This is a genomic window from Bradyrhizobium sp. CCBAU 51745, assembly GCF_028128715.1.
GTDB classification, from domain to species: Bacteria; Pseudomonadota; Alphaproteobacteria; order Rhizobiales; family Xanthobacteraceae; genus Bradyrhizobium; species Bradyrhizobium manausense.
In genome coordinates, this window is the sequence record NZ_LBJP01000093.1 from 902,169 (window position 1) to 927,989 (window position 25,821).

A 25,821-nucleotide genomic window follows, 5' to 3' on the forward strand; every position below is an offset into this window, starting at 1 on the left:
GGAGGGTGTCATGCGTACCGCCGGATGGTTGGTTCTGAGCGTCGCGATCGTCGCGGGATTGACGGTTGCCCTAGCGCGTGCCGCGGAGGAATTGCCCGCGTCTGCCAATGCAGCCCCGACCGAGACGAACGCACCGCCGACGGCTGCGCCGCCGGCTTCGGTCGTGCCCGTCACCCCGAAGGATGCGGTGCCGCCGCCATCGGTGACCATCATCGGCGCCAGCGACGCCCATGGCGTGCTCGGGCGTGACGTGCGCAGCGCGGCGGATGAGGACATGGGGCGTATTGTCGATGTCGTCGTCGATCGCGAGGGACATGTCCGCGCCGCCGTGATCGATTTCGGCGGCTTCCTCGGCGTCGGCAGCCGCAAGATCGTGGTGGACTGGAATGCACTGCGCTTCGGCAAGATTGCCAACAAGAAAGACAGCATCACCTTGGAATTGACCAAAGCGCAGGTCGCGGCTGCACCGGAATACAAGGAGGATACGCCGATGGTCGTGCTCGGGGCGTCCGGCAGTCTTCAACCGCTGCAGGCCATCCAGTGAGGACGGGGGAGGGCTGACCACCTGTGCTCTTGTCGAGGAAGCCGGATCATGCAAATCGCGAAGGACGCGTTGAACAGGACAACGTCGCCGCACCCGTCCTTGCGGCTATTCCCGCGCCGTCGCAACGAAGCCTGCGTGGTCTCGACTGGTTCATCTTCTTCCTCGCCGACGTGCAGACCGGCTTCGGCCCTTTCATCGCGGTCTATCTGACGACACAGAAATGGACACAGGTCGAGATCGGCTTCGTGCTGTCGATCGGCGGCATCGTCGCGCTGATCGGCCAGATGCCGGGCGGCGCCATCATCGATGCTGCGAAATCAGAACGACTGGTCGCGGCGCTCGCGATCGCCACCATTGGCTTTTGTGCGCTCGCCTATGCGGCGATGCCGATCTTCCCGGTGGTGGTGACGGCGGCGACGCTGCATGCGGCGGCGAGCTGCGTGCTGGGACCGGCGATCGCGGCGATCAGCCTTGGCCTGGTCGGCCCGCTCAAGATCGGCGAACGGCTCGGCCGCAATGCGCGCTTTGCCTCGCTCGGCAACGGCGTCGCTGCCGCCGTGATGGGCACGGCCGGCTATCTTCTCTCGAGCCGTTCGGTGTTCCTAGTCACATTCCTGCTCGCGATCCCGACACTGATCGCATTGTCGCGCATCCGCGAGGAGGAGGTCGACATCGCGCGCTGTCACGGCGAGATGCCGCGCGAGGCGCCGGAGCCCGGCGATACCAATATCTGGCATCTGATCCGGCAACGGCCGCTGATCGTCTTTGCGCTGAGCGTATTGTTGCTGCAACTCGCCAATGCCTCCATGATGCCGCTGATGGCGAGCGCCGTAACGGCACGGTCGAGCCAGTGGGCGACGGTGCTGGTTGCCTTCTGCATCGTCGTGCCGCAGGCGATCGTGGCGCTGCTGTCGCCGACCGTCGGACGCAAGGCGCAGGCGTGGGGACGGCGTCCGCTGCTGCTGATCGGGTTCGGCGCGCTGGCGATTCGTGGTCTTCTGTTTGCGACCGTGCGCGACCCCTATCTGTTGGTAGCGGTGCAGGTGTTCGACGGCATCACCGCGGCGGTGTTCGCTGTGATGATTCCGCTTGTTGTGGCCGACGTCGCGTTCGGAAGCGGGCACTTCAATCTCGCGCAGGGCATTGTCGGCACGGCGACCGGACTCGGTGCGTCCTTGAGCACCGCGCTTGGCGGCTATGTCAGCGACATGTTCGGCAATGCCACTGCATTCTTGGGGCTGGCGAGCATTGCAGCCTTGGGGCTCTTGCTGATCCTCTTCGTGATGCCGGAGACCCGGCGCACTGGCATTGCGGCAAAAGAAATGGCCGGCTGAACGAGATCAGCCGGCCATAGGGGCAGGGGAGGACGAAAAGATCAGGCGTCGAGATTGTGCAGGCGCTGGCGGTTGCGCAGCACGATCTGGCGGGCGCCGGAGAAACCGAGAATGCCTTGGGCGTGGAGCTGCGACAGCGCGCGTGACACGGTCTCGAGCGTGAGGCCGAGATAGTCGCCGATGTCGCGGCGGCACATCGGGAGCGCCATCATGCCGGCAACCGCAAGGCGGCGGTCCATTTCGAGCAGGAAGGTCGCAACCCGCTCCATCGCGGTCTTGCGGCCCAAAAGCAGCATGTGGTCTTCGGCGTGGCGCAGCTCGCCGGCAGTCATGGCCCAGAGCTTGCGGGCGACCTGCACGTCGGTGCCGGCGGCCTTTTCGAGGCTGACACGCTTCACCAGGCGCACATCGGTGTCGATAATGGCCTCGGCGGCGAGGCGGTGGCTGGCGCCGGATTCGAGGCCGAACACGTCGCCGGGAAGATGGAACGCGCCGATCTGGCGGCGGCCGTCCGAGAGGAGCTTGTAGGTGCGGACCGCGCCGGAGACGACCTGGTAGACATATTCCGCAGGCTCGTCCTCGCCGTAAATCTCCTCGTCCTTGCGGTAGGAGAACTCGGTGGCGACCAGGCCGACATGACCGGTGACGGCGCCGAACTGGTCGGAGACGGGATGAACAGGGGCAATCCTGCCACCGATTTGGGTGTTGATCGCCTGGGTGTTGAGGGTCTGCGTCAGCATTTGCGCCATCTCCGTTGTGATGGCGCCTTGATACGCGGTATCGGGTGCTTCGAAAATTTCGCGAGATATCTTAAGGAGGGTTACCTACGTAGAACCCCGTAGGTCGCCGAGTTCGTAGCCCGGATGGAGCGCAGCGAAATCCGGGCTTAGCTCCGCAATCGGATTCCCGGATTGCGCTGCGCTCCATCCGGGCTACGGGGACCTACGTAGAGTCCCGTAGGTCAATTCCGGCGGCGGGCCTGGATGGCGTGACGGATGCCTTTGACCAGATTCTCGTCGAGAAGCGGCTTCAAGATCACGTCTTTCACGCCTGCTGCCTTTGCCCGAGCCGAGATATTGCTGTCGGGATAGCCGGTGATCAGGATCACCGGCGTGTCGCGGTCGGACTGGTGCAAGCGGCCGGCGAGCTCGATGCCGTTGATGTCGGGCATCTTGTAGTCGATCACGTAGCAGTCCGCGCCGGACGGGCTTGTCGCGTTGAGCAGCGCCGTGGCGTTCCTGAACGTCCGCACGGCAAAGCCGTCGGTTTCCAGCAGAAAACGCAGGGATCCGAGCACGGCGTCATCGTCGTCGACCACGTAGACGGTGGGCTTTACCGATGACGCCATGGGGAGCCGCGCATGGTGCGAGCCGATTTCGATCATTTGAATTGGCTAGCACAGGCTGAGGCAACCGCCTTGACTTGCCTCAAGCCGCCTTGCCTCAATCCTTCAGCAAGCCGGCGCGCATTGCCAGCCGGACCAGCTCCGAGAGGCTGCCCGCCTGCATCTTGGTCATGACATTGGCCCGGTACACCTCGATGGTGCGCGGGCTGATGTCGTATTCGCGGGCGATCAGCTTGTTGGACAGGCCGGCGACCAGTCCTTCCATGACCTGGCGCTCGCGCGGACTGAGGGATGCGACGCGGGCGGCGATGTCCTGGGATATGGCTTCGTTCTTGGCGGCGGGCTCGGCGTGCTGGATCGCCGATTCGATCATCGAGACGAGGCGGTCGTCCTCGAACGGCTTTTCCAGGAAGTCGACGGCCCCTAACTTCATCGCCTCGACCGCAAGCGGCACGTCGCCGTGGCCGGTCATGATCAGGATCGGAAACGGCGAGTGCTGCGCCTTCATCAGCTTCAAGAGCTCGATGCCGTCGATGCCAGGCATGCGCACGTCGGAGAGGACACAACCGAACGCAAGGCCGGGGAGGGCATCGAGGAAGCGTTGCGCGTCACCGAACAGAGTTACGCTGTAACCCGATGAATCGAGCAGAAAATTCAGCGAATCGCGCATCGCTTCGTCGTCGTCGATCACGTAGACAATTCCGTTGGTCGTCATGGTTCAGCTCTCGTCGGCTGCAGGCAGAGTGAAGCGGAATGTCGCGCCGCCCGATGCGTTGCTCTCGGCCCACATGCGCCCGCCATGAGCCTCGATGATCGAGCGGCTGATCGACAGTCCCACCCCCATACCGGTTTCCTTGGTGGTGAAGAAGGTCTGAAACAGATTCGGAACGACGTCGTCCTGGAAGCCGGAGCCGGTGTCGGAAACCTCGATCTCGATCATGTCGTCACCGACACGGGCGTTGGTGACGACGAGCTCCCGTCGCGGCGACTGCGCCATCGCCTCCAGCGCGTTGCGGAACAGATTGACCAGGACCTGCTGGATCTGGACCCGGTCGGCGAGCACGAGATCGGCATTCTGATCCAGACTGAACCGAAGCTGGACGTTCTGTTCGCGCGCACCGGCGAGCCCGAGCGCGCCGGCTTCCTCGATCAGCTTGGAGAGGCTTTCCACCCGCTTTTCGGACTCACCGCGTGCGACGAAATCGCGAAGGCGCCGAATGATCTGGCCTGCACGCACAGCCTGCTCCGCGGCGCGATCCAGTGCGCTTTCGATCTTCGCCAGATTCGGATCTGCGCTGCCGGCGAGCAGTCGCCGCGATCCCTTCATGTAGTTGCTGATCGCGGCCAGAGGCTGATTCAGCTCGTGAGCCAGCGCGGACGCCATCTCGCCCATCGCGCTCAGGCGCGAAACATGGACGAGCTCGGACTGCAACTCCTGGAGCCGCGCCTGGGTCTGCTGATGCTCGGTGAGGTCGCGGACGAAGCCGGTGAAATAGGGCTCGCCGCCCGACTGCATCTCGCCGATCGACAGGTGCATCGGAAAGGTGGTGCCGTCGCGGCGCTTGCCGGTGACGATGCGGCCGATGCCGATGATGTGCGGATCCTGGGTGGAGCGGTAGCGCGCGATATAGCCGTCATGGCGGGAGCGATCCGGCTCCGGCATCAGGATGCTGACGTTCTGGCCGATCGCCTCCTGCTCCGACCAGCCGAACAGGCGCTCGGCCGCCGTCGAGAACAGCTGGATGATGCCGCGACCGTCGATGACGATCATGGCGTCGGGAATGGTGTGGAGGATGGAGCGGAGGTGGGTCTCGCGCGTGCGCAGCGCTTCCTCGACGTGCTTCTCCTCGTCGATGTCCAGGAAGATGCCGCTGAGATGACGGGCGGCGCCGGCCTCATCACGGATCAGGCCGGCGCGAGCCCTGATCCATTTTTCCCCGCCTATGGCCCCGGCGACTCTGAAGGACACATCGAGGCCGCCGCCGCGCTCGGAGACGCGCCGGATCGCACTCTCGACCCGCTCGCGATCCTTCGGCTCCAGATGCGACAGGAAGAGCTCGTAGCTCTCCGGCTGGTCTGCCGGGACGCCGAGCAGGGCCCTGGACGCGTCGGACCATTCCCATTCCATGGTCTTGAGGTCGAGATCCCAGGTGCCGACGCCGAATCCCTCGATCCGGACGCGGAAATGTTCGCCCCGGCCGTCATCTTGAGGGTGCGTTACGCGGGTCGGCGACAAGCAATGCTCCTGATCCTGATGCGGTGACCCCGATGCGGTTACCGCTGCCGCAATGTCGCCCAAGCCCGGCTCGGAGGCAAGTTCCGTCGCCGGTCGGCGGGTGGAGGCGGAGCGCTTGATCTATCTCATCTCCGGAAGTCAGGCGGGGCGTACATTTCATCAAATAGATTTGCACTGGAGGCTTCCGATGACATACGCGACGGTGATGGTCAGCCTGGCGCTCGGCCAGCCCAACGATGCGCGCCTTCAGGTCGCCGGCGAGCTTGCCGAACGATTCGAGGCGGCGATCGTCGGGGTCGCCGCGGCGCGGTTCGCTCCGCCACTTTATTTCACGGACGGCATCGCAGCTCAGCGGTTGATCGATCAGGAAGAAACCTCCATCAAGGGGCGCCTTGCCGGCCTGGAGACGCAATTCCGCGCCGCGACCAAGGCCCGCGGCGGACGGGTGGAATGGCGCAGCGCCACGGACTTCCCCGCACGATTCGTCGCAGCGCAGGCGCGCTGTGCCGACATCGTCGTCAGCGGCGGACAGAGCCCCGCCTTCTCCGATTCCTTTGCGCTCGCAAGCCCCAAGGATCTGGTGATGCAGGCCGGCCGGCCGCTGCTGGTGGTGCCCGACGGGATCAAGTGGCTCGATCTGCGCAGCGTGCTCGTGGCCTGGAAGGACACGCCCGAGGCGCGGCGGGCGGTGGCTGACGCGCTGCCCATGCTGCGCAAGGCGAAGGACGTCACCATCGTCGAGATTCCTGAGGCGGACGGAGACCATGCGGTCGTTGCCGAGCGTGTCAGCGACGTCGCCGCCTGGCTCGCCCGCCACGGCGTCACGGCGACGGCGCGCGTGGTGGAGGCGGGGAACGAAACGGCCGACGTGCGATTGGAGGGGGTCGCCGGCGATGTCGGAGCCGGCCTGATCGTCGCCGGCGCCTACGGCCATTCCCGCTTCAGCGAGCTTATTCTCGGCGGCGTCACGGAATATCTGGTCACGCAATCCGCGCGCTGCGTGCTGCTGTCGCATTGAAGGCGAGGCCGTACTGACAAATCGATGAGGACGAGCCGTGTACAAATTCCTTGAGCAGACCGCCGGCGGCTACATGACGCGCAACGTCAGGACGGTGCAGCGTGACCACAATCTGCTCGCGCTCAGCGAGATGTTCGAGCAGGACGATTTCAATTCCTACCCCGTCGAGGACGACGGACAGGTCGTCGGCATCGTCACCAAGTTCGACATCCTGAAGTGCTTCGCCTTCACGCCGAGCCAGATGCTGCCGCGCTATCACGACCTGATGGGCCGGAAGGTCGGCGATGTCATGACGCCGGAGTTCATCTATGTCAGTCCCGACACGCGGCTGACGCGCGTTCTCCAGATCATGGTCGAGCACCGCATCCGCAGCATCATCGTGCTCGACAGCGCCCAGAAGCTCGCCGGAATCGTTGCGCGCGAGGACGTCATCGCGGCGCTGAAGGCGACCGCGAGCGACTGACCGGAACCGGACAGCAGGACCTCGTCATTGTGAGCCAACGGGTCCGCGCCAAGCGCGGCCCCGAGAGCCTTTAACTCGCGCCGCCGCAAAAATACCGGGCTGTCGCGAAAATGACCGCCAGATCCGAAGAACTGAACGGCAAGTCTTGATTTCAATCAATTCCCCGCGAGGGTGAATGTGGTTTCTGGCAGCGTGTTCTTTCAGAGAGAATCCGCGATGCCCCAGCCCTCCATCTCCAAATCAATGACCATCGGTGAAAGCGGCTTGGCTGTCGTGTTCGCAGTCACCGCGTTCCTCTGTGTGATCGCTTCGGCCAAGGCGCTTGACGCGCCCTTCGCCTTCCACGCTGCGCTCGGAGCAGCTGGCAGCCTTGCCGCGGTGTTCTTCATCGTCAACAATTACTACGACCGCCCGGCGAGCTTGCCCGCCGAGGAGATCAACGGCCGGCCCAACTACAACATGGGCCCGATCAAGTTCTCCTCCTTCATGGCAATGTTCTGGGGCATCGCCGGCTTCCTGGTCGGGCTGATCATCGCATCCCAGCTGGCCTGGCCCGCACTGAACTTCGATCTGCCCTGGATTCAATTCGGCCGGCTGCGGCCGCTGCACACCTCCGCCGTGATCTTCGCTTTCGGCGGCAATGTACTGCTCGCAACCTCCTTCTACGTGGTGCAGAAGAGCTGCCGTGCGCGGCTCGCGGGTTATCTCGCGCCCTGGTTCGTCGTCGTCGGCTATAATTTCTTCATCCTGGTCGCGGGCACGGGCTATCTGCTCGGCGTGACGCAGGGCAAGGAATATGCGGAGCCGGAATGGTACTCCGACCTCTGGCTGACCATCGTCTGGGTGGTTTATCTGCTGGTCTTCCTCGTCACCATCATCAAGCGCAAGGAACCGCACATCTTCGTCGCGAACTGGTTCTATCTCGCCTTCATCGTGACGATCGCGGTTCTGCATCTCGGCAACAACCCCGCGCTGCCGGTATCGATCCTCGGCTCAAAATCCTACATCGCCTGGGGCGGCATCCAGGATGCGATGTTCCAATGGTGGTACGGCCATAACGCGGTGGGCTTCTTCCTCACCGCCGGCTTCCTCGCCATCATGTACTACTTCATTCCGAAGCGCGCGGAGCGGCCGATCTATTCCTACCGGCTCTCGATCATCCATTTCTGGGCGCTGATCTTCCTCTACATCTGGGCCGGTCCGCACCATCTGCACTACACCGCGCTGCCGGACTGGACGCAGACGCTCGGCATGACCTTCTCGATCATGCTGTGGATGCCCTCCTGGGGCGGCATGATCAACGGCCTGATGACGCTGTCGGGCGCCTGGGACAAGCTGCGGACCGACCCCGTGCTGCGCATGCTGGTGGTCTCCGTCGCCTTCTACGGCATGTCGACTTTCGAGGGACCGATGATGTCGATCAAGGTGGTCAACTCGCTCAGCCACTACACCGACTGGACCATCGGTCACGTGCATTCCGGTGCGCTCGGCTGGGTCGGCTTCGTTTCCTTCGGCGCGCTGTACTGCCTGGTGCCGTGGGCGTGGAATCGCAAGGGTCTCTACAGCTTGAAGCTCGTCAACTGGCACTTCTGGATCGCAACCCTCGGCATCGTGCTCTACATCTCGGCGATGTGGGTGTCCGGCATCCTCCAGGGCCTGATGTGGCGCGCCTACACCTCGCTCGGCTTCCTCGAATATTCCTTCATCGAGACCGTCGAGGCGATGCATCCCTTCTACATCATCCGTGCCGCCGGCGGCGCGCTGTTCCTGATCGGCTCGCTGATCATGGCCTATAACCTCTGGATGACCGTTCGTGTCGGCGAGCAGGAAGTCCAGATGCCCGTCGCTCTTCAGCCGGCGGAGTGAGGAGCTTCCCATGTCGTTCTGGACACGCCATCAAGTCTTCGAAAAGAACTCGATCATCCTGATCGTCGGCATCCTGCTGGTGATCGCGATCGGTGGTCTCGTTGAAATCACGCCGCTGTTCTACCTCAAGAGCACGATCGAGGTGGTCGACGGTGTCAGGCCCTACACGCCGCTCGAGCTCGCCGGGCGCAACGTCTATGTCCGCGAAGGCTGCTATCTCTGCCATTCGCAGATGATCCGCCCGCTGCGCGACGAGGTCGAGCGCTACGGCCACTTCTCGCTCGCCGCCGAGAGCATGTTCGACCACCCGTTCCAATGGGGCTCGAAGCGCACCGGTCCTGACCTTGCCCGCGTCGGCGCCAAATATTCCGACGATTGGCACGTCACCCATCTGACCAATCCGCGCGCGATCGTGCCGCAGTCGGTGATGCCCGGCTATCCGTTCCTCAGCTCGACGGAGGTCGATCCGTCGACCATCGCCGATCATATGCGCACGCTGCGGACCGTCGGCGTTCCCTATAGCGACGACCAGATCGCCAACGCGGCCGCGGACATGAAGGCGCAGGCCGATCCTGACAATGCCGGCGCCGATGCCTTCACCAAGCGCTACGCCAAGGCCGTCGTGCGCAATTTCGACGGCAAGACCGGAACGCCGACCGAGATGGACGCGCTGATCGCCTATTTGCAGATGCTCGGCACGCTGGTCGACTTCAAGCTCTACAACGAGAAAGCCAATCTTCGCTGAGAAGGCATCACCGATGAAAGCCATCCTGACATTCGACAATCTCGCATCCAGCCTCGTGACAACGATCTGGACGCCGGTCTTCGTCGCGATCTTTCTCGCGATCGTCGCCTACGCATTCTGGCCCCGCAACAAGGCGGCCTTCGACGAAGCAGCCCGCCTGCCGCTGCGGGAGGAGTGAGAGATCATGAGTGAGCATCAAGGGGAATTCGATTCCGTCACCGGCAGGTCCACGACCGGACATGAGTGGGATGGCATCAAGGAGCTCAACACGCCGCTGCCGCGCTGGTGGGTGATTACGTTCTATCTCACCATCGTCTGGGCGATCGGCTACTGGATCGTCTATCCGGCCTGGCCGTTGATCTCCGGCAACACGCGCGGTGTGCTCGGCTATTCATCGCGCGCCGACGTCGCGGTCGAGCTCGCCAACCTCGACAAGATCAGGGGCGACAAGATGGTGGCGCTGGGCGCGGCCTCGCTTGCCGACATCGAGAAGGATCCGGCCCTGCTGGCGCTCGCCCGCGCCAAGGGCAAGACCGTGTTCGGCGACAATTGCGCGCCGTGCCACGGCTCGGGCGCGGCCGGCGCCAAGGGCTTTCCGAACCTGAACGACGACGACTGGCTGTGGGGCGGCACGCTCGACCAGATCATGCAGACCATCCAGTTCGGCGCACGCTCCGGTCACGCCAAGACCCATGAGGGCCAGATGCTCGCCTTCGGCAAGGACGGCGTGCTGAAGCCGGACGAGATCGTCACGGTGGCCAATTATGTCCGCTCGCTCGCGGGCCTTCCGACCCGGAACGGCTACGACGCTGCCAAGGGCGGGAAGATTTTTGCCGACAATTGCGTCGCCTGCCACGGTGACGGCGGCAAGGGCAACCAGGAGCTCGGTGCGCCAAACCTGACCGACAAGATCTGGCTCTACGGCTCCGACGAGGCGACCCTGATCGAGACCATCACGAATGGCCGCGCCGGCGTCATGCCAGCCTGGGAAGGGCGGCTCGATCCGGCCACCATCAAGGCGATGGCGGTCTATGTCCACTCGCTGGGCGGTGGAAAATAGCCTGAAAACTGACGATCGGCGGCAGGCGGGGGCGAACAAAATCGCCCCCGTTTGCGCTGGATCAACGGACCCAGCGACGTCGGGTCTAGGTTTAATCGCACCTTCCGAGGCGACTTGAGCGATGAACAAGGCCGTGAACCCGAAAGACCTCACATCAGATGATGACTACGGGCCGCTCTACGCAGCCCGCAAGAAGGTCTATCCCCAAAGCGTCCACGGCACCTTCCGCCGGATCAAATGGGGCCTGATGGCGTTCTGCCTCGGCGTCTATTACTTCCTGCCCTTCGTCCGTTGGAACCGCGGTCTCGGCGCCCCGAGCCAGGCCGTGCTGATCGATCTTCCCAACAGCCGCTTCTATTTCTTCTTCATCGAGCTGTGGCCGCAGGAGGTCTATTATTTCACCGGCCTTCTGATCGTCGCCGCGGTCGCGCTGTTCCTGATGAACTCGGTGGGCGGCCGCATCTGGTGCGGCTATCTCTGCCCGCAGACGGTGTGGACCGACCTGTTCTACGCGGTCGAGCGCTTCGTCGAGGGCGACCGCCGTGAACGCATGATGAAGGACAAATCGGTCGGCGCGTTGACGATCCGGCGTGTCTCGGAGATAGCGCTGAAGAATTTCATCTGGCTGATGATCGCCTGGTGGACCGGCGGCGCCTGGGTGCTCTATTTCAACGACGCCCCGACGCTTGTGAAGCAGCTGTTGACCTTCCAGGCGCCAGCCATCGCCTATATCTGGATCGGCATCCTCACCGCGACCACCTTCGTGCTCGCCGGCTACATGCGCGAGCAGGTCTGCACCTATATGTGCCCGTGGCCGCGCATCCAGGCCGCGCTCACCGACGAATGGGCACTCAACGTCACCTATCGCTACGACCGCGGCGAGAAGCGCACCTCCGTGAAGAAGGCCGCCGAGCTGCGCGCGCTCGGCGAGCATGTCGGTGACTGCATCGACTGCTATCAATGCGTCGCGGTCTGTCCGACCGGCATCGACATCCGCGACGGCGCGCAGATGGGCTGCATCCAGTGCGGGCTCTGCATCGACGCCTGCGACAATGTCATGACCAAGATCGGCCGGCCAACTCGCCTGATCGCCTATGACAACGACATCAACATCCACCGCCGCCAGGAGGGCAAGGCGCCGATCTACCGCATCGTCCGTCCGCGCACCATGGTTTACAGCGCGATCATCGCGGCGGTCGGCGGCATCATGATCTACGTGCTGGCGACCCGCACCCTGCTCGACATCAACGTGCTGCATGACCGCAACCCGGTTGCGGTCAGGCTCAGCGACGGCTCGATTCGCAATGCCTACACCGCCCGGCTCTTGAACAAGAGCGGACATGATCGCGTGATCGCGATCGATATCGATGGCCCGGTCAATTCGACGATCCATGTCGTCGGTGCTGATTCCGTGACGCCGGACCGCCCGATGATCGTGATACCCCGCGACTCCACCAGCGAGCTGCGCCTGCTCGTCACTGCGCCGGCCGAGGGCAATCCGGAGAAGTCGATTCCGGTTCGCTTCCACGTCACCGATATCGGGCTCGGCGAGGCTGCATCCACCACAGACAATTTCGTCGCGCCGTAAGACCAGGAGACTGCAATGGCAACCAAGCCGCTGACCGGAACAAAGGTCTTGCTGATCCTCGTCGCCTTCTTCGGCGTCGTGATCGGTGTCAACGTCACCATGATGAAGCTCGCGATTGCGACGCTGCCCGGCACAGATGTCGACAGCCCCTATGCCGCGGGTCTCGCCTACGACCGCGAGATCTCGGCGGCGCAGGACCAGGCCTCACGCAAATGGCAGGTCAACGCCCATATCGAGCGGCGCGCCGACGGCAACGCCGTGCTTCAGGTCGAGGCGCGTGACGCAAGCGGCCAGCCGTTGACCGGATTGAAATTCGCAGGCCGCCTGGAACGACCGACCGACAAGCGCGCGGATCTCGCGGTCGGACTCGCGGAGGCCGGCATCGGCATCTATCGTGGCAATGCCGCCTCCGTCGCGCCCGGCCAGTGGGATCTCGTCATCGAGGGCGACGCGAAGGGTGAGCGCGTGTTCCTGTCGCGCAACCGCGTCATCTTGAACTGAAGGCCGCACCATGCAGGTGACACGCGATTTCTCCCACTACGTCCGCAGCGCAGGCGCGGGCCTCCAGCACATCGACCTCGCGGTCGAGGGCGTTCACTGCGCCGGCTGCATGGCCAAGATCGAGCGCGGCCTGTCTGCGATCCCGGACGTCACGCTGGCGCGGGTGAACCTTACCGACCGGCGCGTCGCGCTGGAATGGAAGGAGGGCACGCTCGATCCCGCCCGTTTCATCGACCGGCTCGAGGAGCTCGGCTACAAGGCCTATCCTTACGAGACCGAGAGCGCGGAAGCGACTGAAGTGGCGGAATCGCGTTTCCTGCTGCGTTGCCTCGGCGTTGCCGCCTTTGCCACCATGAACGTGATGATGCTGTCGATCCCGGTGTGGTCGGGCAACGTCTCGGACATGCTGCCCGAGCAGCGCGACTTCTTTCACTGGCTGTCGGCGCTGATCGCGCTGCCGGCGGCGGCCTATGCCGGCCAGCCGTTCTTCCGCTCGGCATGGCGGGCGCTGTCGAACAAGACCACCAATATGGACGTGCCGATCTCGATCGGCGTGTGCCTCGCGCTCGGAATGTCCGTGGTCGAGACCGTCAATCACGCCGAGCACGCCTATTTCGACGCGGCGATCATGCTGCTGACCTTCCTTCTGGTCGGCCGCTTCCTCGACCAGAACATGCGGCGCCGGACCCGCGCGGTCGCCGGCAATCTCGCCGCGCTCAAGGCGGAGACGGCGGCAAAATTCGTCGGGCCCGACGAGATCTCGCAGGTGCCGGTTGCGGCGATCCATCCCGGTGACATCGTGCTCTTGCGGCCCGGCGAGCGCTGCGCCGTCGACGGCACCGTGATCGAGGGACGCTCCGAGATCGACCAGAGCCTGATCACCGGCGAGACGCTCTATGTCACGGCCGAGCGCGGCACGCCTGTCTATGCCGGCTCCATGAACATCTCCGGCAGCTTGCGGGTGCGGGTTTCGGCTGCGTCGGAAGCGACGCTGCTCGCCGAGATCACCCGCTTGCTCGACAACGCGCTCGCCGCGCGCTCGCGTTACATGCGGCTCGCCGACCGTGCCTCGCGCCTCTATGCGCCGGTGGTGCATGCCACCGCGCTGATCACCATTCTGGGCTGGGTGATCGCGGGGACGAGCTGGCATGATGCGATCGTGACAGGCGTTGCGGTGCTGATCATCACCTGTCCCTGTGCGCTCGGGCTTGCGATTCCGACCGTGCAGACGGTGGCCTCGGGCGCGATGTTCAAGGCCGGTGTGCTGCTCAATTCCGGCGACGCCATCGAGCGTCTTGCCGAGGCGGATCACGTCATCTTCGACAAAACAGGCACGCTGACGCTGCCGGATCTCGATGTGACCAATGCGGCTGACATTCCCCCCGACAGTTTTGCGCTCGCTGGCCGGCTCGCGCTGTCGAGCCATCACCCGGTCGCTGCCGCGGTTGCGCAGGCTGCGGATGCAAAGTCCCCGATCGTGGGCGCGGTCGAGGAAGCCGGGCAGGGCGTCCGTGCTGTGGTGGACGGTGTCGAGCTCCGCCTTGGCCGTCCCTCCTTCTGCGGCGCCGAGGCGCTGGTCGGTCGCGCCACGCTGGATCCTGAAGCGTCTATCGTGGCTTTCAGCAAGGGCGCTGAGAAATTCATCCTCTCGGTGCGGCAAGGCCTGCGGCCGGATGCGCAGGCCGTGATCGCCGCGCTGAAGGATCGCAACATCGGCGTCGAGATCCTCTCCGGCGACCGCGAGCCCGCGGTGATTGCGGCAGCCCACGCGCTCAGCATCGCCGAATGGCGCGCCGGCGTCACGCCCGCCGACAAGATCGCGCGGATCGAGGAGCTGAAGCGGCGCGGCAGCAAGGTCCTGATGGTTGGCGACGGCATGAACGATGCACCGTCGCTGGCGGCAGCCCATGTCTCGATGTCGCCGATTTCGGCGGCACATCTGAGCCAGGCCACTGCCGATCTCGTCTTCCTCGGCCGGCCGCTGGCCCCGGTCGTCGCGGCGATCGATTCCGCGCGCAAGGCGCTGCATCTGATGCGGCAAAACCTCTGGCTTGCGATCGGCTATAATGTGCTGGCCGTGCCGGTCGCGATCAGCGGCGTGGTGACGCCCTTGATTGCCGCGGCCGCCATGAGCGGATCCTCGATCCTGGTCATGCTGAACTCGCTGCGGGCCCGCAGCGCCTCGCGGGAGATCGTGTGATGGAGATCCTGGTCATCCTGGTGCCCCTGGCGCTGATGCTTGGAGGTGCGGGCCTTGCCGCCTTCCTCTGGTCGCTCCGCAGCGGCCAGTTTGACGATCTTGACGGCGCTGCCTGGCGGGCGATTGCGGATGACGAGCCGCCGCCCCAAGAGGCGCCGGCAAAGCGTTAACGTATCCTTGGTTCCCCAGGCTTCTGCACTCCCTCCCGGACGATGGTTGCTGGACGGCCGATGGTCGTCGGGCGTAACAATGACGGAGAATTTTGCGTAAGGCTCTTCCGGAGCAGGAGTGCGGCGGGCATGCAGGGAAATGCCGGGATGTGCAGGCCGAGCGGCCTGCCGGGACAGATCGTGCTGGTGCTGCAAGGCGGCGGCGCGCTCGGCGCCTATCAGGCGGGTGTCTACCAGGCCCTGCATGAGGCGGGCATCGAGCCGGACTGGGTGATCGGCACCTCGATCGGTGCCATCAATGCCAGCCTGATCGCCGGCAATGCGCCGGAAGTCAGGCTCGCGCGCCTGAAGGAATTCTGGAAGCGGATGGAGCAGAAGCCGGCCTGGCCTCTACCGTCGGGCGTTCCCGGCTTCGATGACGCGCTTGCCTATTGGTCGACAGTTGCCCACGGCATTGCCGGCTTCTTCCAGCCCAATCCGCTGGCGCATGCCGGCGAGTGCTTTCCGCTCGGCGCCGATCGCGCCGGCTATTATTCGACAGCGCCGCTGGAGCGCACGCTGGCCGAGCTCGTCGATTTCGGCCGCGCCAATTGCGGCGCGCCGCGCCTCACGGTTGGTGCTGCCCATGTCGGCAGCAGCCAGATGCGCTATTTCGACACGCGCGACTGTGAGCTGACCGTGAAGCACGTGATGGCCTCGGGCGCGCTGCCGCCGGCCTTCCCGGCGGTGCGTATTGACGGCGAGCTTTATTGGGACGGCGGCATTCTTTCGAACTCGCCGACGGAAGCCGTGTTCGACGACAATCCGCGCCGGGATTCGCTGATCTTCTCCGTGCATCTGTGGAATCCCGTCGGCGCCGAACCGACGACGATGAGAGAGGTCCTGACCCGGCACAAGGATGTGCAATATTCCAGCCGGATCACGAGCCAGATCGAGCGCCAGCAACAGGCCCATCGCTTGCGCCACGTCATCAACCAGCTTGCGGCGCGATTGCCCGAGGGCGAGCGCGATGATCCCGCGGTGAGGGAGTTGATCGCCTACGGCTGCTCGACGCGCATGCATGTCGTGCGGCTGCTGGCGCCGCAGCTCGCGCGCGAGACCCATACCAAGGACATCGACTTCAGCCCGTCCGGCATTAAGCAGCGTTGGGACGCCGGCTATGCGCATACAAGGTCGGTGTTGGCGCGTACGCCGTGGATCGGCGAGTTCGATCCGTTGTCGGGTGTCGTGCTGCACGACCATATCGACGAGATGCCGCTGGCGGCGGAGTAGCGGTTCGCTTCATCGAATTGCCACAGGCCTTGTGGATCGTCATCGCTTGCGCAATCGGAAGGTGTCGCAAAGGTGGTCTCGGAAGACGATCTGGAAACTGCTCTCGACAAGGTGCGGGCTGCAGCCGCAGGACCGGTCGCCGGCGTATTCGGCCCGGACTCGATGACCTGGCGGATCGACCGCGAAGCCGCCGTCTTTCTCGGTGCCGGCCGCGCGCTGCTGCTTCAGCTCGCCCATCCCTGGGTGGCGGCCGCCATTGCCGAGCACTCGACGACCCTTGTCGATCCGGTCGGCCGCTTTCACCGCACCTTCGACGTCGTCTTTGCCATGGTGTTCGGCTCGCTCGACCGGGCGCTGCTGTCGGCCCGGCAACTGCACCGGCGCCACACCATGATCGTCGGCGAGATGCCCGAGACCGTCGGCCCGTTCGCGGCCGGGTCGCGCTACTGCGCCAACGACATCGCGTCGCTGCGCTGGGTTCATGCGACGCTGGTCGGGTCGGCGCTGATGGCGCATGACCTGATCCTGCCTCCGCTTATGGTCGAGGAGCGCGAGCGCTACTGGGCCGAGAGCCGGACCTATGGCGCGCTGTTCGGACTGACTGATGATGATCTGCCGGCGGACTGGGCTGGCTTTGCGGCTTATACGGCGAAGATGATGCAATCGGAGACGTTGACCGTCAGTCCGGCCGCGCGCGAGATCGCCGCGCAGATCCTTGGTGGCGCGCGGCCCTGGTTGCGGCCGCCGCGCTGGTATCGGGCGCTCACCGCAAAGATGCTGCCGGAGCGGCTCCGCGCCGGCTTCGGGCTTGCGATTGACGAGCGGGACGCAAGCTCTGCCGACACAGCGCTGCGATGGATCCGGCGCATCTATCCGAAACTGCCCGACAGGCTGCGCTATGCCAGCCCTTACCACGAAGCGCAGGCGCGCCTGCGCGGCGAGCCGCAGCCCGACTGGCTGACACGTGGTCTCAACAGGCTTTGGATCGGCCGGCCGCAGATGGATGTGCGCGGGAAGGGGTGAAAGCGCCCGCTCGTGCCACACGCGCGCCGTCATTGCGAGGAGCTCTTGCGACGAAGCAATCCAGACCGCTTCCGCGGAGACAGTCTGGATTGCTTCGCTCCGCTCGCAATGACGGAGAATGAGGAGACGCCCCCAGCCTCACGCTACCGCCAGCTTCCTGTACAGCTTGGTGTAGCTTCCCGCCGAGATGCTCCACGAGAACGACCGGCCCATGGCGCTGCGGCGCATGGTGTCGAGCTGGTCCTGGGCCATGAACGCCTCGAAGGCGCGGCGGACGCCGCCGAGGAAGGATTCGTGCGAGGGGCGCGAGAACAGGAAGCCGGTCTCGCCGTCGGTGATGGTCTCGGCAAGGCCGCCGGTCTGGTGGCCGATCGGCAGCGAGCCGAAGCGCTGGGCGTACATCTGGCTGAGACCGCACGGCTCGAACCGTGACGGCATCAGGGTGAAATCGCTGCCGGCGAAGATGCGCCTGGCCTGCGCCTCGTTGAAGCCGATGGCAACGCCGATGGCATCGGGGCGGCGGCGATGCGCGTTGATCAGCGCCTGCTCCAGCGCGGGCTCACCGGAGCCGGTGACCACGATCTGTCCGCCGGCATCGATGATCTCGTCGGCGGCCGACAGCACGAGGTCGATGCCCTTCTGGTGCACGAGGCGCGCGACGATGCCGAACATCGGTCCGCGCGAGACCGCGAGGCCAAACTGCTTGCGCACGTAGTCCGCATTGGCTTTCTTGCCGACCCAGTCGCCGGCGCCGAATTGTTGGGCGAGCTGGGCGCAGGAGCGCGGGTCCCAGCTCTCGTCGATGCCGTTGAGGATGCCGGTGAGCTCGGACGCGTCGGAGCGGACGCGCAGCAGGCCTTCGAGGCCGCAGCCGAATTCCTCCGTGGTGATCTCGCGCGCATAGGTGCCGCTGACGGTGGTGAGGTGCGAGGCGTAGACCAGGCCTGCCTTGAGGAAGGAGAGCTGGTCGTAGAACTCGACGCCGTCGATGTGGAAGGAGCTTTCGGGGATGCCGATTCGCCGCAGCGACTCCTTTGGAAACAGACCCTGATAGGCGAGGTTGTGGATGGTCAGGATCGACGGCAGCTTGGCGCCTTGCCAGGCGAGGTAGGCCGGTACGAGCGCGGCCTGCCAGTCATTGGCATGGATCAGGTCTGCTGCCCAATTCTTGTCCAGCTTGCCCATGGCAAGCTCAGCGGCAGCCGAAGCAAAGCGCGCGAAGCGGATGTCGTTGTCGGGCCAGTCGCGCCCGGACTCGTCACCGTATGGGTTGCCGGGACGATCGTAGAGTTGCGAGCACAGCAGCACATAAACCGGCATTCCGTCCTTGGTCGCGGCCCGTCCAAGCGAGCAGGCCGGCATCTCCGCAAATGCCGGGCAGCGTCCAACGACCTGAATATGCGTGAGTTGCTCGATGATGTCGCGATAGCCGGGCAGCATGATCCGGATATCGGCGAAGGGGCGGAGCGCTCTTGGGAGGGCCGCGGAAACGGCACCAAGTCCGCCGACGCGGACGAAGTCGTCCATCTCTGTCGTAACGAATAAGACCCTCAAGAACGGCTGCCCTCTTCCGATCCCGATTGCTGCTATGCAAGATCGGGTCCAGTTGCCTCTCGATATTCTCGGCCCCCCCGTGAGACGCACCGGCTCGGTAAAGACTTTCCTACTCGGCCGCCGCCATCTAGGGTCGGCGCACCAACAAGAGAGAACAACGATAGTTCCAAATGGACTTAGGGACTCGGCGAGGGCGCGGCACGGATGCAATTAGCAGATAAGCACGAAGCGACGACGACAAAGGCCTTCGCCGGCCTCAGGGTGCTGGATTTTTCGACCACGATCGCCGGACCCCATTGCGCGCGGATGCTGGCCGACATGGGCGCCGAGGTCATCAAGATCGAGACCGACGAGGGCGAGACGATGCGGACGCGGCCGCCGCTGCGCAAGGGCTTCAGCACCGTGTTCGGTCAGCTCAATGTCGGCAAGAAGAGCGTGGTGCTCGACCTCAAGTCCGAGGACGGTCGGGAGGCGGTGCGGCGTCTGGTCGCGACCGCGGACATCCTGGTCGAGAATTTTCGCCCGGGCGTGATGCGCCGGCTGCGGCTCGACTACGACAGCCTCCGCCCGGTCAATCCCAGGCTGATCTACTGCTCGATCTCGGGCTACGGCCAGACCGGTCCGTCGGCCGAGCTGCCGGCCTACGCACCGGTGATCCATGCGGCCTCCGGCTACGACATGGCGCATCTTGCCTACCAGCCCGGCCGCAACAGGCCGGACTATTGCGGCATCTACCATGCCGATGTCGTCACCGGCACCTATGGTTTTGGTGCGATCGCCTCCGCGCTCTATCAGCGCACCGTGACAGGGCTCGGCCAGCACATCGACGTCTCCATGCTGGAGTCGATGCTCACGCTGACGGTGATCGAATTGCAGAGCTCGCAATTTGCGGTCAAGCCGCCGCCGCGGCCGATGTTCGGCCCGACTGAGACCGCCAACGGCTATGTCATGATCACTGTCGCGAGCGAGAAGACCTTTCAGGCCTTGATGGGTGTGATCGGTCGCCCCGAATGGATCTCCGATCCGCGCTTTTCGTCTTACGCCCCACGGCGCGAGCACTGGGCCGACATGATGGACGGCGTCGAGGCCTGGTCGCGGCAGCTGTCGACTGACGCCTGCCTTGTCGCCCTAGGCGCGGCCGGCGTGCCGGCCTCGGCCTATCGCACCATCAAGGAAGCCCTTGATGATCCGCAACTGGCGCACCGGCAGGCGCTTTCATCCGTGGAGGATGGCGGCGGCTCGTTTAGGGTCATCAATCTGCCGTTCCGGATGACGGGCGCCGATACGAGGCCGGGCAAGACCATCGCTGCGCTCGGAGAGCACACGCGCGAGCTGCGCGGGGAGATTGGCCTCGCCGATGATGCGCCAATTCCGTCAGGCAAAACAGAAGCGATCGGCTGAGCACGTCACGCCGCATACAAGCGGCATCGAACCCCCTTCCGTTCCTCTTGCCGTGGCGAGCATTTCTCGCCAATCTCGCCCGAGTCATTCAACGATCCGAAACATCGGACGAGGGATCCCGGGAGGAACCATGACGAACATCGCTGCCGCGGCGCGCAAGCGCGCGCCGATTTTCCTTGCTACGGCATTTGCGTTCCTTCCATTGGTTGAGCCCGCGCAGGCGCAGAAGGCCGGTGGCAGCATTACCGTGGGGCTGGAGCTCGACGTTCCCGGCTTCGATCCGCTCAAGGTCGGCGTCTACGATGCGGCCGCGCTCACCCCGGCCGCCGCCATCTTCGACACGCTGACCTATCTCGACGACAAAGGCGAACCACAGCCCAGGCTTGCGCTGTCCTGGACCCATTCAGACGACTTCAAGACCTGGACGTTCAAGCTGCGCCCCGGCGTCAAGTTCCACGATGGCACGCCGTTCAACGCCGAGGCTTACAAGGCCAATTTCGACCGGCAGAAGGATCCCGCCAACAAGTGCCGGTGCGCATTCTACATCGCTGCAGTCAACAACGTTCAGGCGCCCGACGAGCTGACGGTCGTTTACAATCTGAACGATCCTTCCGTGAATTATCCGACGCTGGTGTCCTATCCGCACCAGAACGCCGCCGTGCATTCGCCGACCGCCTGGAAGACCAGGGGCGACGACTACAACCGCAATCCCGTCGGCACCGGGCCCTACATCCTGAAGTCATGGACCGCCGGCGATCGCATGGTGCTGGAGCGGAATCCCGATTATTGGGACAAGGACAAGATTTTTCTCGATCGCATCATCCTGAAGCCGCTGCCCGACGCGCAATCGCGCTTTGCAAGCCTGCAGTCGGGCGAAGCCGATCTCATCTGGGATGACGAATACGATCCCGACAATCTTCAGAAGGCTCAGAAGAATCCGAAGCTGACCGTGCACAGCTATACGGGCTCGGGCGCTCAGGTCTACGCATTCAATACGAAGGCACCGCCCTTCGATGACGTCCGGGTGCGGCAGGCGCTGGTGATGGCGATCGACCGCAAGAAGATGTCACAGGCGGTCACGAACGGGCTCGCCAAGCCCGCGACAAATCCGTACGGCGACGGCTCGTGGGTCAAGTGCAAGGATGACGGCGCGTTGCCGCTTGACGTCGCAAAGGCCAAGGCCCTGATCCAGGAGTATGGCAAGCCGGTCGAATTCAAGATGGTGGTCACGGCCACTCCGCGCGGCCGCATCATCGGACAGGTGTTGCAGCAATTCTGGAAGAATGTCGGCGCCAGCATGGAGCTCGACCAGGTCGACCAGGCGACCATTCCGCCGCGCGGCTTCATGCGGCAATTCCAGCTTCTCCCATGGCGCATCGTCGACCTCGCCGATCCCGATCCGCAGATGTTCGCCAACTTTCACACCGGCAGTCCGGTCGCACTGGCAAATTATTCGAATCCGGAGCTGGACAAGCTGCTCGAGCACGCGCGTGTGACTGCCGAGATCGACAAGCGCATCGAGGATTATTGTGCGGCCACGCGTGTGATCAACAAGGAAGCGATCTGGTTCTGGACCTTCCAGAACACCTATTACGCGGTGTCGAGCGCCAACATCAAAGGGCTGCCCAAGATGTACAGCGGGATGATCGACGTGTCCCGCGTCTGGAAGGAATAGCCCGCGCATGGTCGGCTTCGTTGCGCGCCGCTTCTTGTACATTGTGCCGGTCCTGCTTGCCGTCTCGCTGCTCACGTTCCTGATCGCCTCGCTGCTGCCGGGCGATCTCGCCTATGTCATCCTGGGCGATCAGGCGACGCCCGAGAAGGTCGCGGCGCTGCGCCATGACATGGGGCTCGACCAGCCGCTGTGGTGGCGTTACCTGAGCTGGCTCGGTCACCTGCTTCAAGGCGATCTCGGTCGCTCGTTCCGCACCGGGCAGACGGTGCTGCAGGCGGTCAGCGAGCGCATCCCGGTCTCGCTCGAGCTGATGCTGATGGCCGAGTTCATCGGCCTCCTGATCGGCGTTCCTGTCGCCATCGCCTGTGCCGCGCGCGCGGGCGGCGCATTCGACCGCTTCATGACCGGGAGCGCCTTTGCGATGCTGTCGATGCCGTCCTTTCTGGTCGCGATCCTGCTGATCTACCTGTTCGCGGTCGAGCTGCGTTGGCTGCCGGCGACCGGCTATGTGCCGTTCACCGAGGATCCGCTGGCCAATTTGCGCTTCTTCGTGCTGCCGGCCCTGACGCTGGCGCTGGCGGAATGGCCCGGGATCATGCGCGTGCTGCGCTCCGACATGATCGCAACCTTGCAGGAGGACTATATTGCGCTGGCCAAAGCCAAGGGCCTGAAGCCTTCGCGCATCCTGTTCGTCCACGCGCTGAAACCGTCGTCGTTGACGCTGGTGACGGTGACGGGCATCAATATCGGCCGCCTGCTCGGCGGCACGCTGATCGTTGAGTCCATCTTCGCACTGCCGGGCATCGGCCGGCTGCTGGTCGGCGCGATCTACACCCGCGACCTCGTCATCCTCCAGGGCGTGGTGCTGCTGGTGGCCTGCGGCTTCGTCATCGTGAATTTCATCGTCGACATGCTCTACGCCGTGCTCGATCCGAGGATCCGCCATGGCCACGCTTGAGCTGTCAATCCAGGACGAGATTGCATCCGAGCCGATCCGCCGCGGGCGCAAGCTCGGCCTGTTGTTCTGGATCGCGAGCGGCTGGCTCGCGATCATCCTGACACTGGCGATTCTGGCGCCGGTGCTGCCGCTGCAGAACCCTGTCGACATGGACATGCTGGAGCGCCGCGCCGCGTTCTCCGGCGAGCATTGGCTCGGCACCGACGGCCTTGGCCGCGACGAGCTTGCCCGTCTGATCTTTGGCGCGCGCGTGTCACTGACGGTTGGGCTGATCGCCCCGATGATCGGTCTTGGCATCGGCGGCGCGCTGGGCCTTCTCGCCGGCTATTTCCGCGGCCGGTTCGAGACATTGGTGGTCGGCAGCATGGATGTGCTTCTCGCCTTTCCGCCGCTGATCTTTGCCCTCGCGGTGACGGCCTATCTCGGCCAGTCCATTTCCAATCTGACCGTGATCCTTGGCGTGCTCGGTATTCCTGCCTTCATGCGGGTGGCGCGCGCGGCGACGCTGTCGCTGGCGCGGCGCGAGTTCGTAATTGCGGCTGAGGCGCTGGGCGCCAGCCACACGCGCATCCTGCTGCGTGAGCTCTTGCCGAACGTGATCCTGCCGCTGCTGGCCTTCTTCCTGCTCGGCGTCGCCGTCACCATCGTGGTCGAGGGCGCGCTGTCCTTCCTCGGGCTTGGCGTGCCGCCCCCGATGGCGAGCTGGGGCAGCATGATCGGCGAGGGGCGCGACAGTCTCGACGTCGCGCCGCGGCTGGCCTTCCTGCCGGCAGCCGGGCTGTTCCTGACCGTGCTGGCCTTCAATCTCGTCGGCGACACCATGCGGGCGCTGACCGACCCGCGTCAGGGGGCGCTGTGAGTATGCCGCTCCTGACCATCGAGGATGTCGCCGTCGAGCTGCCGACGCCGCGCGGCAATTTGCGCGCGGTTGATCGCGTCGATCTGTCGCTGGAGGCGGGCCGTACGCTTGGCATCGTCGGCGAGTCCGGCTGCGGCAAGACCATGCTGTCGCGCGCGGTGCTCCAGCTGCTGCCGAACAAGGCAAAACTCTCCGGGCGCGTGATGTTCGATGGCCAGGATCTGGTCCGGCTCGCCCCTGAAAGCCTGCGGCGCCTGCGCGCGCGCGAGCTCGCTGTCGTGTTCCAGGATCCCATGACCTCGCTCAATCCGGTGCTCACGATCGGCACGCAGTTGATGGAGACGATCCAAGAGCATCTCGAGCTCGATGCGCCCGCGGCGCGCAAGCGCAGCATCGAGCTGCTCGCGGCCGTCGGGATTCCCGCGCCGGAGCAGCGGCTGGCGCAATATCCGCATCAATGCTCCGGCGGCATGCGCCAGCGTATTGCCATTGCGATCGCGCTGTCCTGCGAGCCAAAACTGCTGATTGCGGACGAGCCGACCACGGCGCTCGACGTCACCATCCAGGCGCAAATTCTCGATCTGCTGGCGCGCGAGCAGCGTCGACGCCATATGGCCATGATCATCATCACCCACGATCTCGGCGTCGTCGCCGGCCGTGCTGATGAGGTCGCGGTGATGTATGCGGGCAGGGTGGTGGAGCGCGCACCGACGCTGGCCTTGTTCAAGCGCATGCACATGCCCTACACCGAGGCACTGCTGGCGGCGATCCCGAAGCTGGAGACCGCGCCGCACACGCCGCTGCCGGCCATCTCCGGCCGCCCGCCCGATCCGACGCGACCGCTCAAGGGTTGCTCCTTCGCGCCGCGGTGCCCCTATGCGACCGGGCGTTGCCGTGAGGCCAAGCCCGAGCTGAAAAGCGCGGAGATATCAGAGCATCTCTATGCCTGCTTCCATCCGATCCAGATGACGGAAGGGGTGGGTGCATGATGCAACTGGCCGTTCGCGATCAGCCGCTCCTGAACGTCGACAATCTCGTTGTCGAATACGGTCTTGGCAACAAGATCGTGCATGCCGTCTCCGGTGTCAGCCTTCACGTCGCGCGCGGCGAGACGTTGGGGCTGGTCGGCGAATCCGGCTGCGGCAAGTCGACGCTGGGGCGCGCAGTGCTGCAATTGCGCCGTGCCAAATCCGGCCGCGTGCTGTTCGACGGCGAAGACCTGACGGCGATGGAAGGCGAGGCGCTGCGAAAAATGCGCCGCCGCGTGCAGCTGATCTTCCAGGACCCGATCGCCTCGCTCAATCCGCGCCGGCGCATTGGCGACATCGTCGCCGAGCCGCTGATCATTGCCGGCGTCAAGGACGCTGCCGAGCGCAAACGGCGCGTCCAGGAGGTGCTCTCCGCGGTCGGGCTTGATCCCGATCTTGTGGAGAACCGCCTGCCGCATGAATTCTCTGGTGGTCAGTGCCAGCGCATCTGCATCGCGCGGGCGCTGGTGCTCAATCCGGAATTCGTCGTCTGCGACGAGCCGGTCTCGGCGCTCGACGTCTCCATCCGCGCGCAGATCCTCAATCTGCTGGAAGAGATGAAGGCGCGCTTCGGCCTGACGCTGCTGTTCATCGCGCATGATCTTGCCGTGGTCAAAGCCGTCAGCGATCGCGTCGCGGTGATGTATCTCGGCCGGCTCTGCGAGGTCGCCCCGTCGGAGCAATTGTTTGCACGCCCCTTGCATCCCTACACCGCGCTGCTGCTGCAGGCGATCCCGGTGCCTGATCCGGATGTTCGTCCCGCCGAAAGCGTGGCGACCGGAGAGCCGCCATCGCCGATTGCGCCGCCATCCGGCTGCCGTTTCCGCACGCGATGCCCGCGAGCAGACCCGCGATGCAGCGCGGAGATACCGGAGCTGCGCGAGGTCGCATCCGGCCAGTTCGCAGCTTGTCATCATCCGCTGGCCTGACTTAAGACCTCTGCCGGGTTTGTCTCGCCCCGCCGCCCATGGCATGGTGGCG

25 protein-coding genes are annotated in these 25,821 nt (G+C 64.6%); 20 read left to right on the forward strand and 5 right to left on the reverse strand.

Features of this window, described 5'->3' with window-relative positions; genetic code table 11:
* Positions 1 to 10: 10 nt before the first annotated feature.
* Together XH98_RS40440 and XH98_RS40445 are read left to right on the forward strand one after the other, a co-directional pair.
* Entirely contained in the window at positions 11 to 544 is a 534-nt protein-coding gene (locus XH98_RS40440) for a PRC-barrel domain-containing protein (protein ID WP_271621898.1), read from the forward strand.
* Between the two features lie 23 nt (positions 545 to 567).
* Entirely contained in the window at positions 568 to 1,878 is a 1,311-nt protein-coding gene (locus tag XH98_RS40445; protein ID WP_271601768.1) for an MFS transporter, read from the forward strand.
* A 41-nt stretch (positions 1,879 to 1,919) separates the two neighbouring features.
* On the opposite strand, the gene XH98_RS40450 is transcribed toward XH98_RS40445, so the two are convergent.
* The 4 genes from XH98_RS40450 to fixL all read right to left on the reverse strand — a co-directional run bounded on the left by XH98_RS40450 (position 1,920) and on the right by fixL (position 5,459).
* Positions 1,920 to 2,618: a helix-turn-helix domain-containing protein gene (locus tag XH98_RS40450; RefSeq protein WP_271601769.1), complete on the reverse strand. Its 699-nt coding sequence runs from the start codon at positions 2,616 to 2,618 to the stop codon at positions 1,920 to 1,922.
* A gap of 221 nt (positions 2,619 to 2,839) precedes the next feature.
* Complete coding sequence (locus XH98_RS40455) at positions 2,840 to 3,262, reverse strand: response regulator (RefSeq protein WP_057753397.1); 423 nt, start codon at positions 3,260 to 3,262, stop codon at positions 2,840 to 2,842.
* A gap of 58 nt (positions 3,263 to 3,320) precedes the next feature.
* On the reverse strand, positions 3,321 to 3,938 hold the full coding sequence (gene fixJ / locus XH98_RS40460) for a response regulator FixJ (RefSeq protein WP_271601770.1): 618 nt from the start codon (positions 3,936 to 3,938) through the stop codon (positions 3,321 to 3,323).
* Positions 3,939 to 3,941: 3 nt separating this feature from the next.
* Entirely contained in the window at positions 3,942 to 5,459 is a 1,518-nt protein-coding gene (fixL, locus tag XH98_RS40465) for a sensor protein FixL (protein ID WP_271621899.1), read from the reverse strand.
* A gap of 187 nt (positions 5,460 to 5,646) precedes the next feature.
* Between fixL and XH98_RS40470 the strand changes: the two genes are divergently transcribed.
* The 12 genes from XH98_RS40470 to XH98_RS40525 all read left to right on the forward strand — a co-directional run bounded on the left by XH98_RS40470 (position 5,647) and on the right by XH98_RS40525 (position 17,365).
* Positions 5,647 to 6,477 (forward strand): universal stress protein, encoded by an 831-nt coding sequence (locus tag XH98_RS40470; protein ID WP_271601772.1) that lies wholly within the window; start codon positions 5,647 to 5,649, stop codon positions 6,475 to 6,477.
* Between the two features lie 37 nt (positions 6,478 to 6,514).
* The gene (locus XH98_RS40475) at positions 6,515 to 6,940 is read left to right on the forward strand and encodes a CBS domain-containing protein (protein WP_271601773.1); all 426 of its coding nucleotides are present in this window, start codon (positions 6,515 to 6,517) and stop codon (positions 6,938 to 6,940) included.
* Positions 6,941 to 7,156: 216 nt separating this feature from the next.
* Positions 7,157 to 8,806 carry a cytochrome-c oxidase, cbb3-type subunit I gene (ccoN, locus tag XH98_RS40480; protein ID WP_271601774.1) on the forward strand — a complete coding sequence of 550 codons (1,650 nt, stop codon included), beginning with the start codon at positions 7,157 to 7,159 and terminating at the stop codon, positions 8,804 to 8,806.
* Positions 8,807 to 8,816: 10 nt separating this feature from the next.
* A complete protein-coding gene (gene ccoO, locus XH98_RS40485; protein WP_271601775.1) occupies positions 8,817 to 9,551 on the forward strand; it encodes a cytochrome-c oxidase, cbb3-type subunit II in 735 nt (244 codons plus the stop codon).
* Positions 9,552 to 9,564: 13 nt separating this feature from the next.
* A complete protein-coding gene (locus XH98_RS40490; RefSeq protein WP_057753387.1) occupies positions 9,565 to 9,729 on the forward strand; it encodes a CcoQ/FixQ family Cbb3-type cytochrome c oxidase assembly chaperone in 165 nt (54 codons plus the stop codon).
* Positions 9,730 to 9,735: 6 nt separating this feature from the next.
* Entirely contained in the window at positions 9,736 to 10,611 is an 876-nt protein-coding gene (gene ccoP, locus XH98_RS40495) for a cytochrome-c oxidase, cbb3-type subunit III (RefSeq protein ID WP_271601776.1), read from the forward strand.
* 121 nt (positions 10,612 to 10,732) lie between these two features.
* Positions 10,733 to 12,199, forward strand: coding sequence for a cytochrome c oxidase accessory protein CcoG (ccoG, locus tag XH98_RS40500; RefSeq protein ID WP_271621900.1), 1,467 nt, complete (start codon positions 10,733 to 10,735; stop codon positions 12,197 to 12,199).
* 15 nt (positions 12,200 to 12,214) lie between these two features.
* Positions 12,215 to 12,700, forward strand: coding sequence for a FixH family protein (locus XH98_RS40505; protein WP_271621901.1), 486 nt, complete (start codon positions 12,215 to 12,217; stop codon positions 12,698 to 12,700).
* Positions 12,701 to 12,710: 10 nt separating this feature from the next.
* Positions 12,711 to 14,900, forward strand: a complete 2,190-nt coding sequence (locus XH98_RS40510; RefSeq protein ID WP_271621902.1) for a cation-translocating P-type ATPase — start codon at positions 12,711 to 12,713, stop codon at positions 14,898 to 14,900.
* A complete protein-coding gene (ccoS, locus tag XH98_RS40515) occupies positions 14,900 to 15,070 on the forward strand; it encodes a cbb3-type cytochrome oxidase assembly protein CcoS (RefSeq protein WP_271621903.1) in 171 nt (56 codons plus the stop codon). Before XH98_RS40510 ends, ccoS begins: the two co-directional genes overlap by 1 nt.
* 129 nt (positions 15,071 to 15,199) lie before the next feature.
* Entirely contained in the window at positions 15,200 to 16,342 is a 1,143-nt protein-coding gene (locus tag XH98_RS40520) for a patatin-like phospholipase family protein (RefSeq protein ID WP_271621904.1), read from the forward strand.
* Between the two features lie 72 nt (positions 16,343 to 16,414).
* Positions 16,415 to 17,365 carry an oxygenase MpaB family protein gene (locus XH98_RS40525; RefSeq protein ID WP_271621905.1) on the forward strand — a complete coding sequence of 317 codons (951 nt, stop codon included), beginning with the start codon at positions 16,415 to 16,417 and terminating at the stop codon, positions 17,363 to 17,365.
* A gap of 138 nt (positions 17,366 to 17,503) precedes the next feature.
* Here the strand turns inward: XH98_RS40525 and glgA are convergent, their stop codons facing one another.
* Positions 17,504 to 18,919, reverse strand: a complete 1,416-nt coding sequence (gene glgA / locus XH98_RS40530) for a glycogen synthase GlgA (RefSeq protein ID WP_271601782.1) — start codon at positions 18,917 to 18,919, stop codon at positions 17,504 to 17,506.
* A 204-nt stretch (positions 18,920 to 19,123) separates the two neighbouring features.
* Here glgA and XH98_RS40535 point away from each other — a divergent pair, with 204 nt between their 5' ends.
* The 6 genes from XH98_RS40535 (at position 19,124) to XH98_RS40560 (ending at position 25,769) form a co-directional block, all read left to right on the forward strand.
* Positions 19,124 to 20,320, forward strand: coding sequence for a CaiB/BaiF CoA transferase family protein (locus tag XH98_RS40535; RefSeq protein WP_271601783.1), 1,197 nt, complete (start codon positions 19,124 to 19,126; stop codon positions 20,318 to 20,320).
* A gap of 130 nt (positions 20,321 to 20,450) precedes the next feature.
* On the forward strand, positions 20,451 to 21,995 hold the full coding sequence (locus XH98_RS40540; RefSeq protein WP_271621906.1) for an ABC transporter substrate-binding protein: 1,545 nt from the start codon (positions 20,451 to 20,453) through the stop codon (positions 21,993 to 21,995).
* A 7-nt stretch (positions 21,996 to 22,002) separates the two neighbouring features.
* Positions 22,003 to 22,953 (forward strand): ABC transporter permease, encoded by a 951-nt coding sequence (locus tag XH98_RS40545; RefSeq protein WP_271621907.1) that lies wholly within the window; start codon positions 22,003 to 22,005, stop codon positions 22,951 to 22,953.
* A complete protein-coding gene (locus XH98_RS40550; RefSeq protein ID WP_271621908.1) occupies positions 22,940 to 23,812 on the forward strand; it encodes an ABC transporter permease in 873 nt (290 codons plus the stop codon). The genes XH98_RS40545 and XH98_RS40550 overlap by 14 nt, the downstream gene beginning before the upstream one ends.
* A complete protein-coding gene (locus XH98_RS40555) occupies positions 23,809 to 24,801 on the forward strand; it encodes an ABC transporter ATP-binding protein (protein ID WP_439405354.1) in 993 nt (330 codons plus the stop codon). Before XH98_RS40550 ends, XH98_RS40555 begins: the two co-directional genes overlap by 4 nt.
* Positions 24,798 to 25,769 carry an ABC transporter ATP-binding protein gene (locus XH98_RS40560; RefSeq protein ID WP_271621909.1) on the forward strand — a complete coding sequence of 324 codons (972 nt, stop codon included), beginning with the start codon at positions 24,798 to 24,800 and terminating at the stop codon, positions 25,767 to 25,769. Before XH98_RS40555 ends, XH98_RS40560 begins: the two co-directional genes overlap by 4 nt.
* Positions 25,770 to 25,821: the final 52 nt, after the last annotated feature.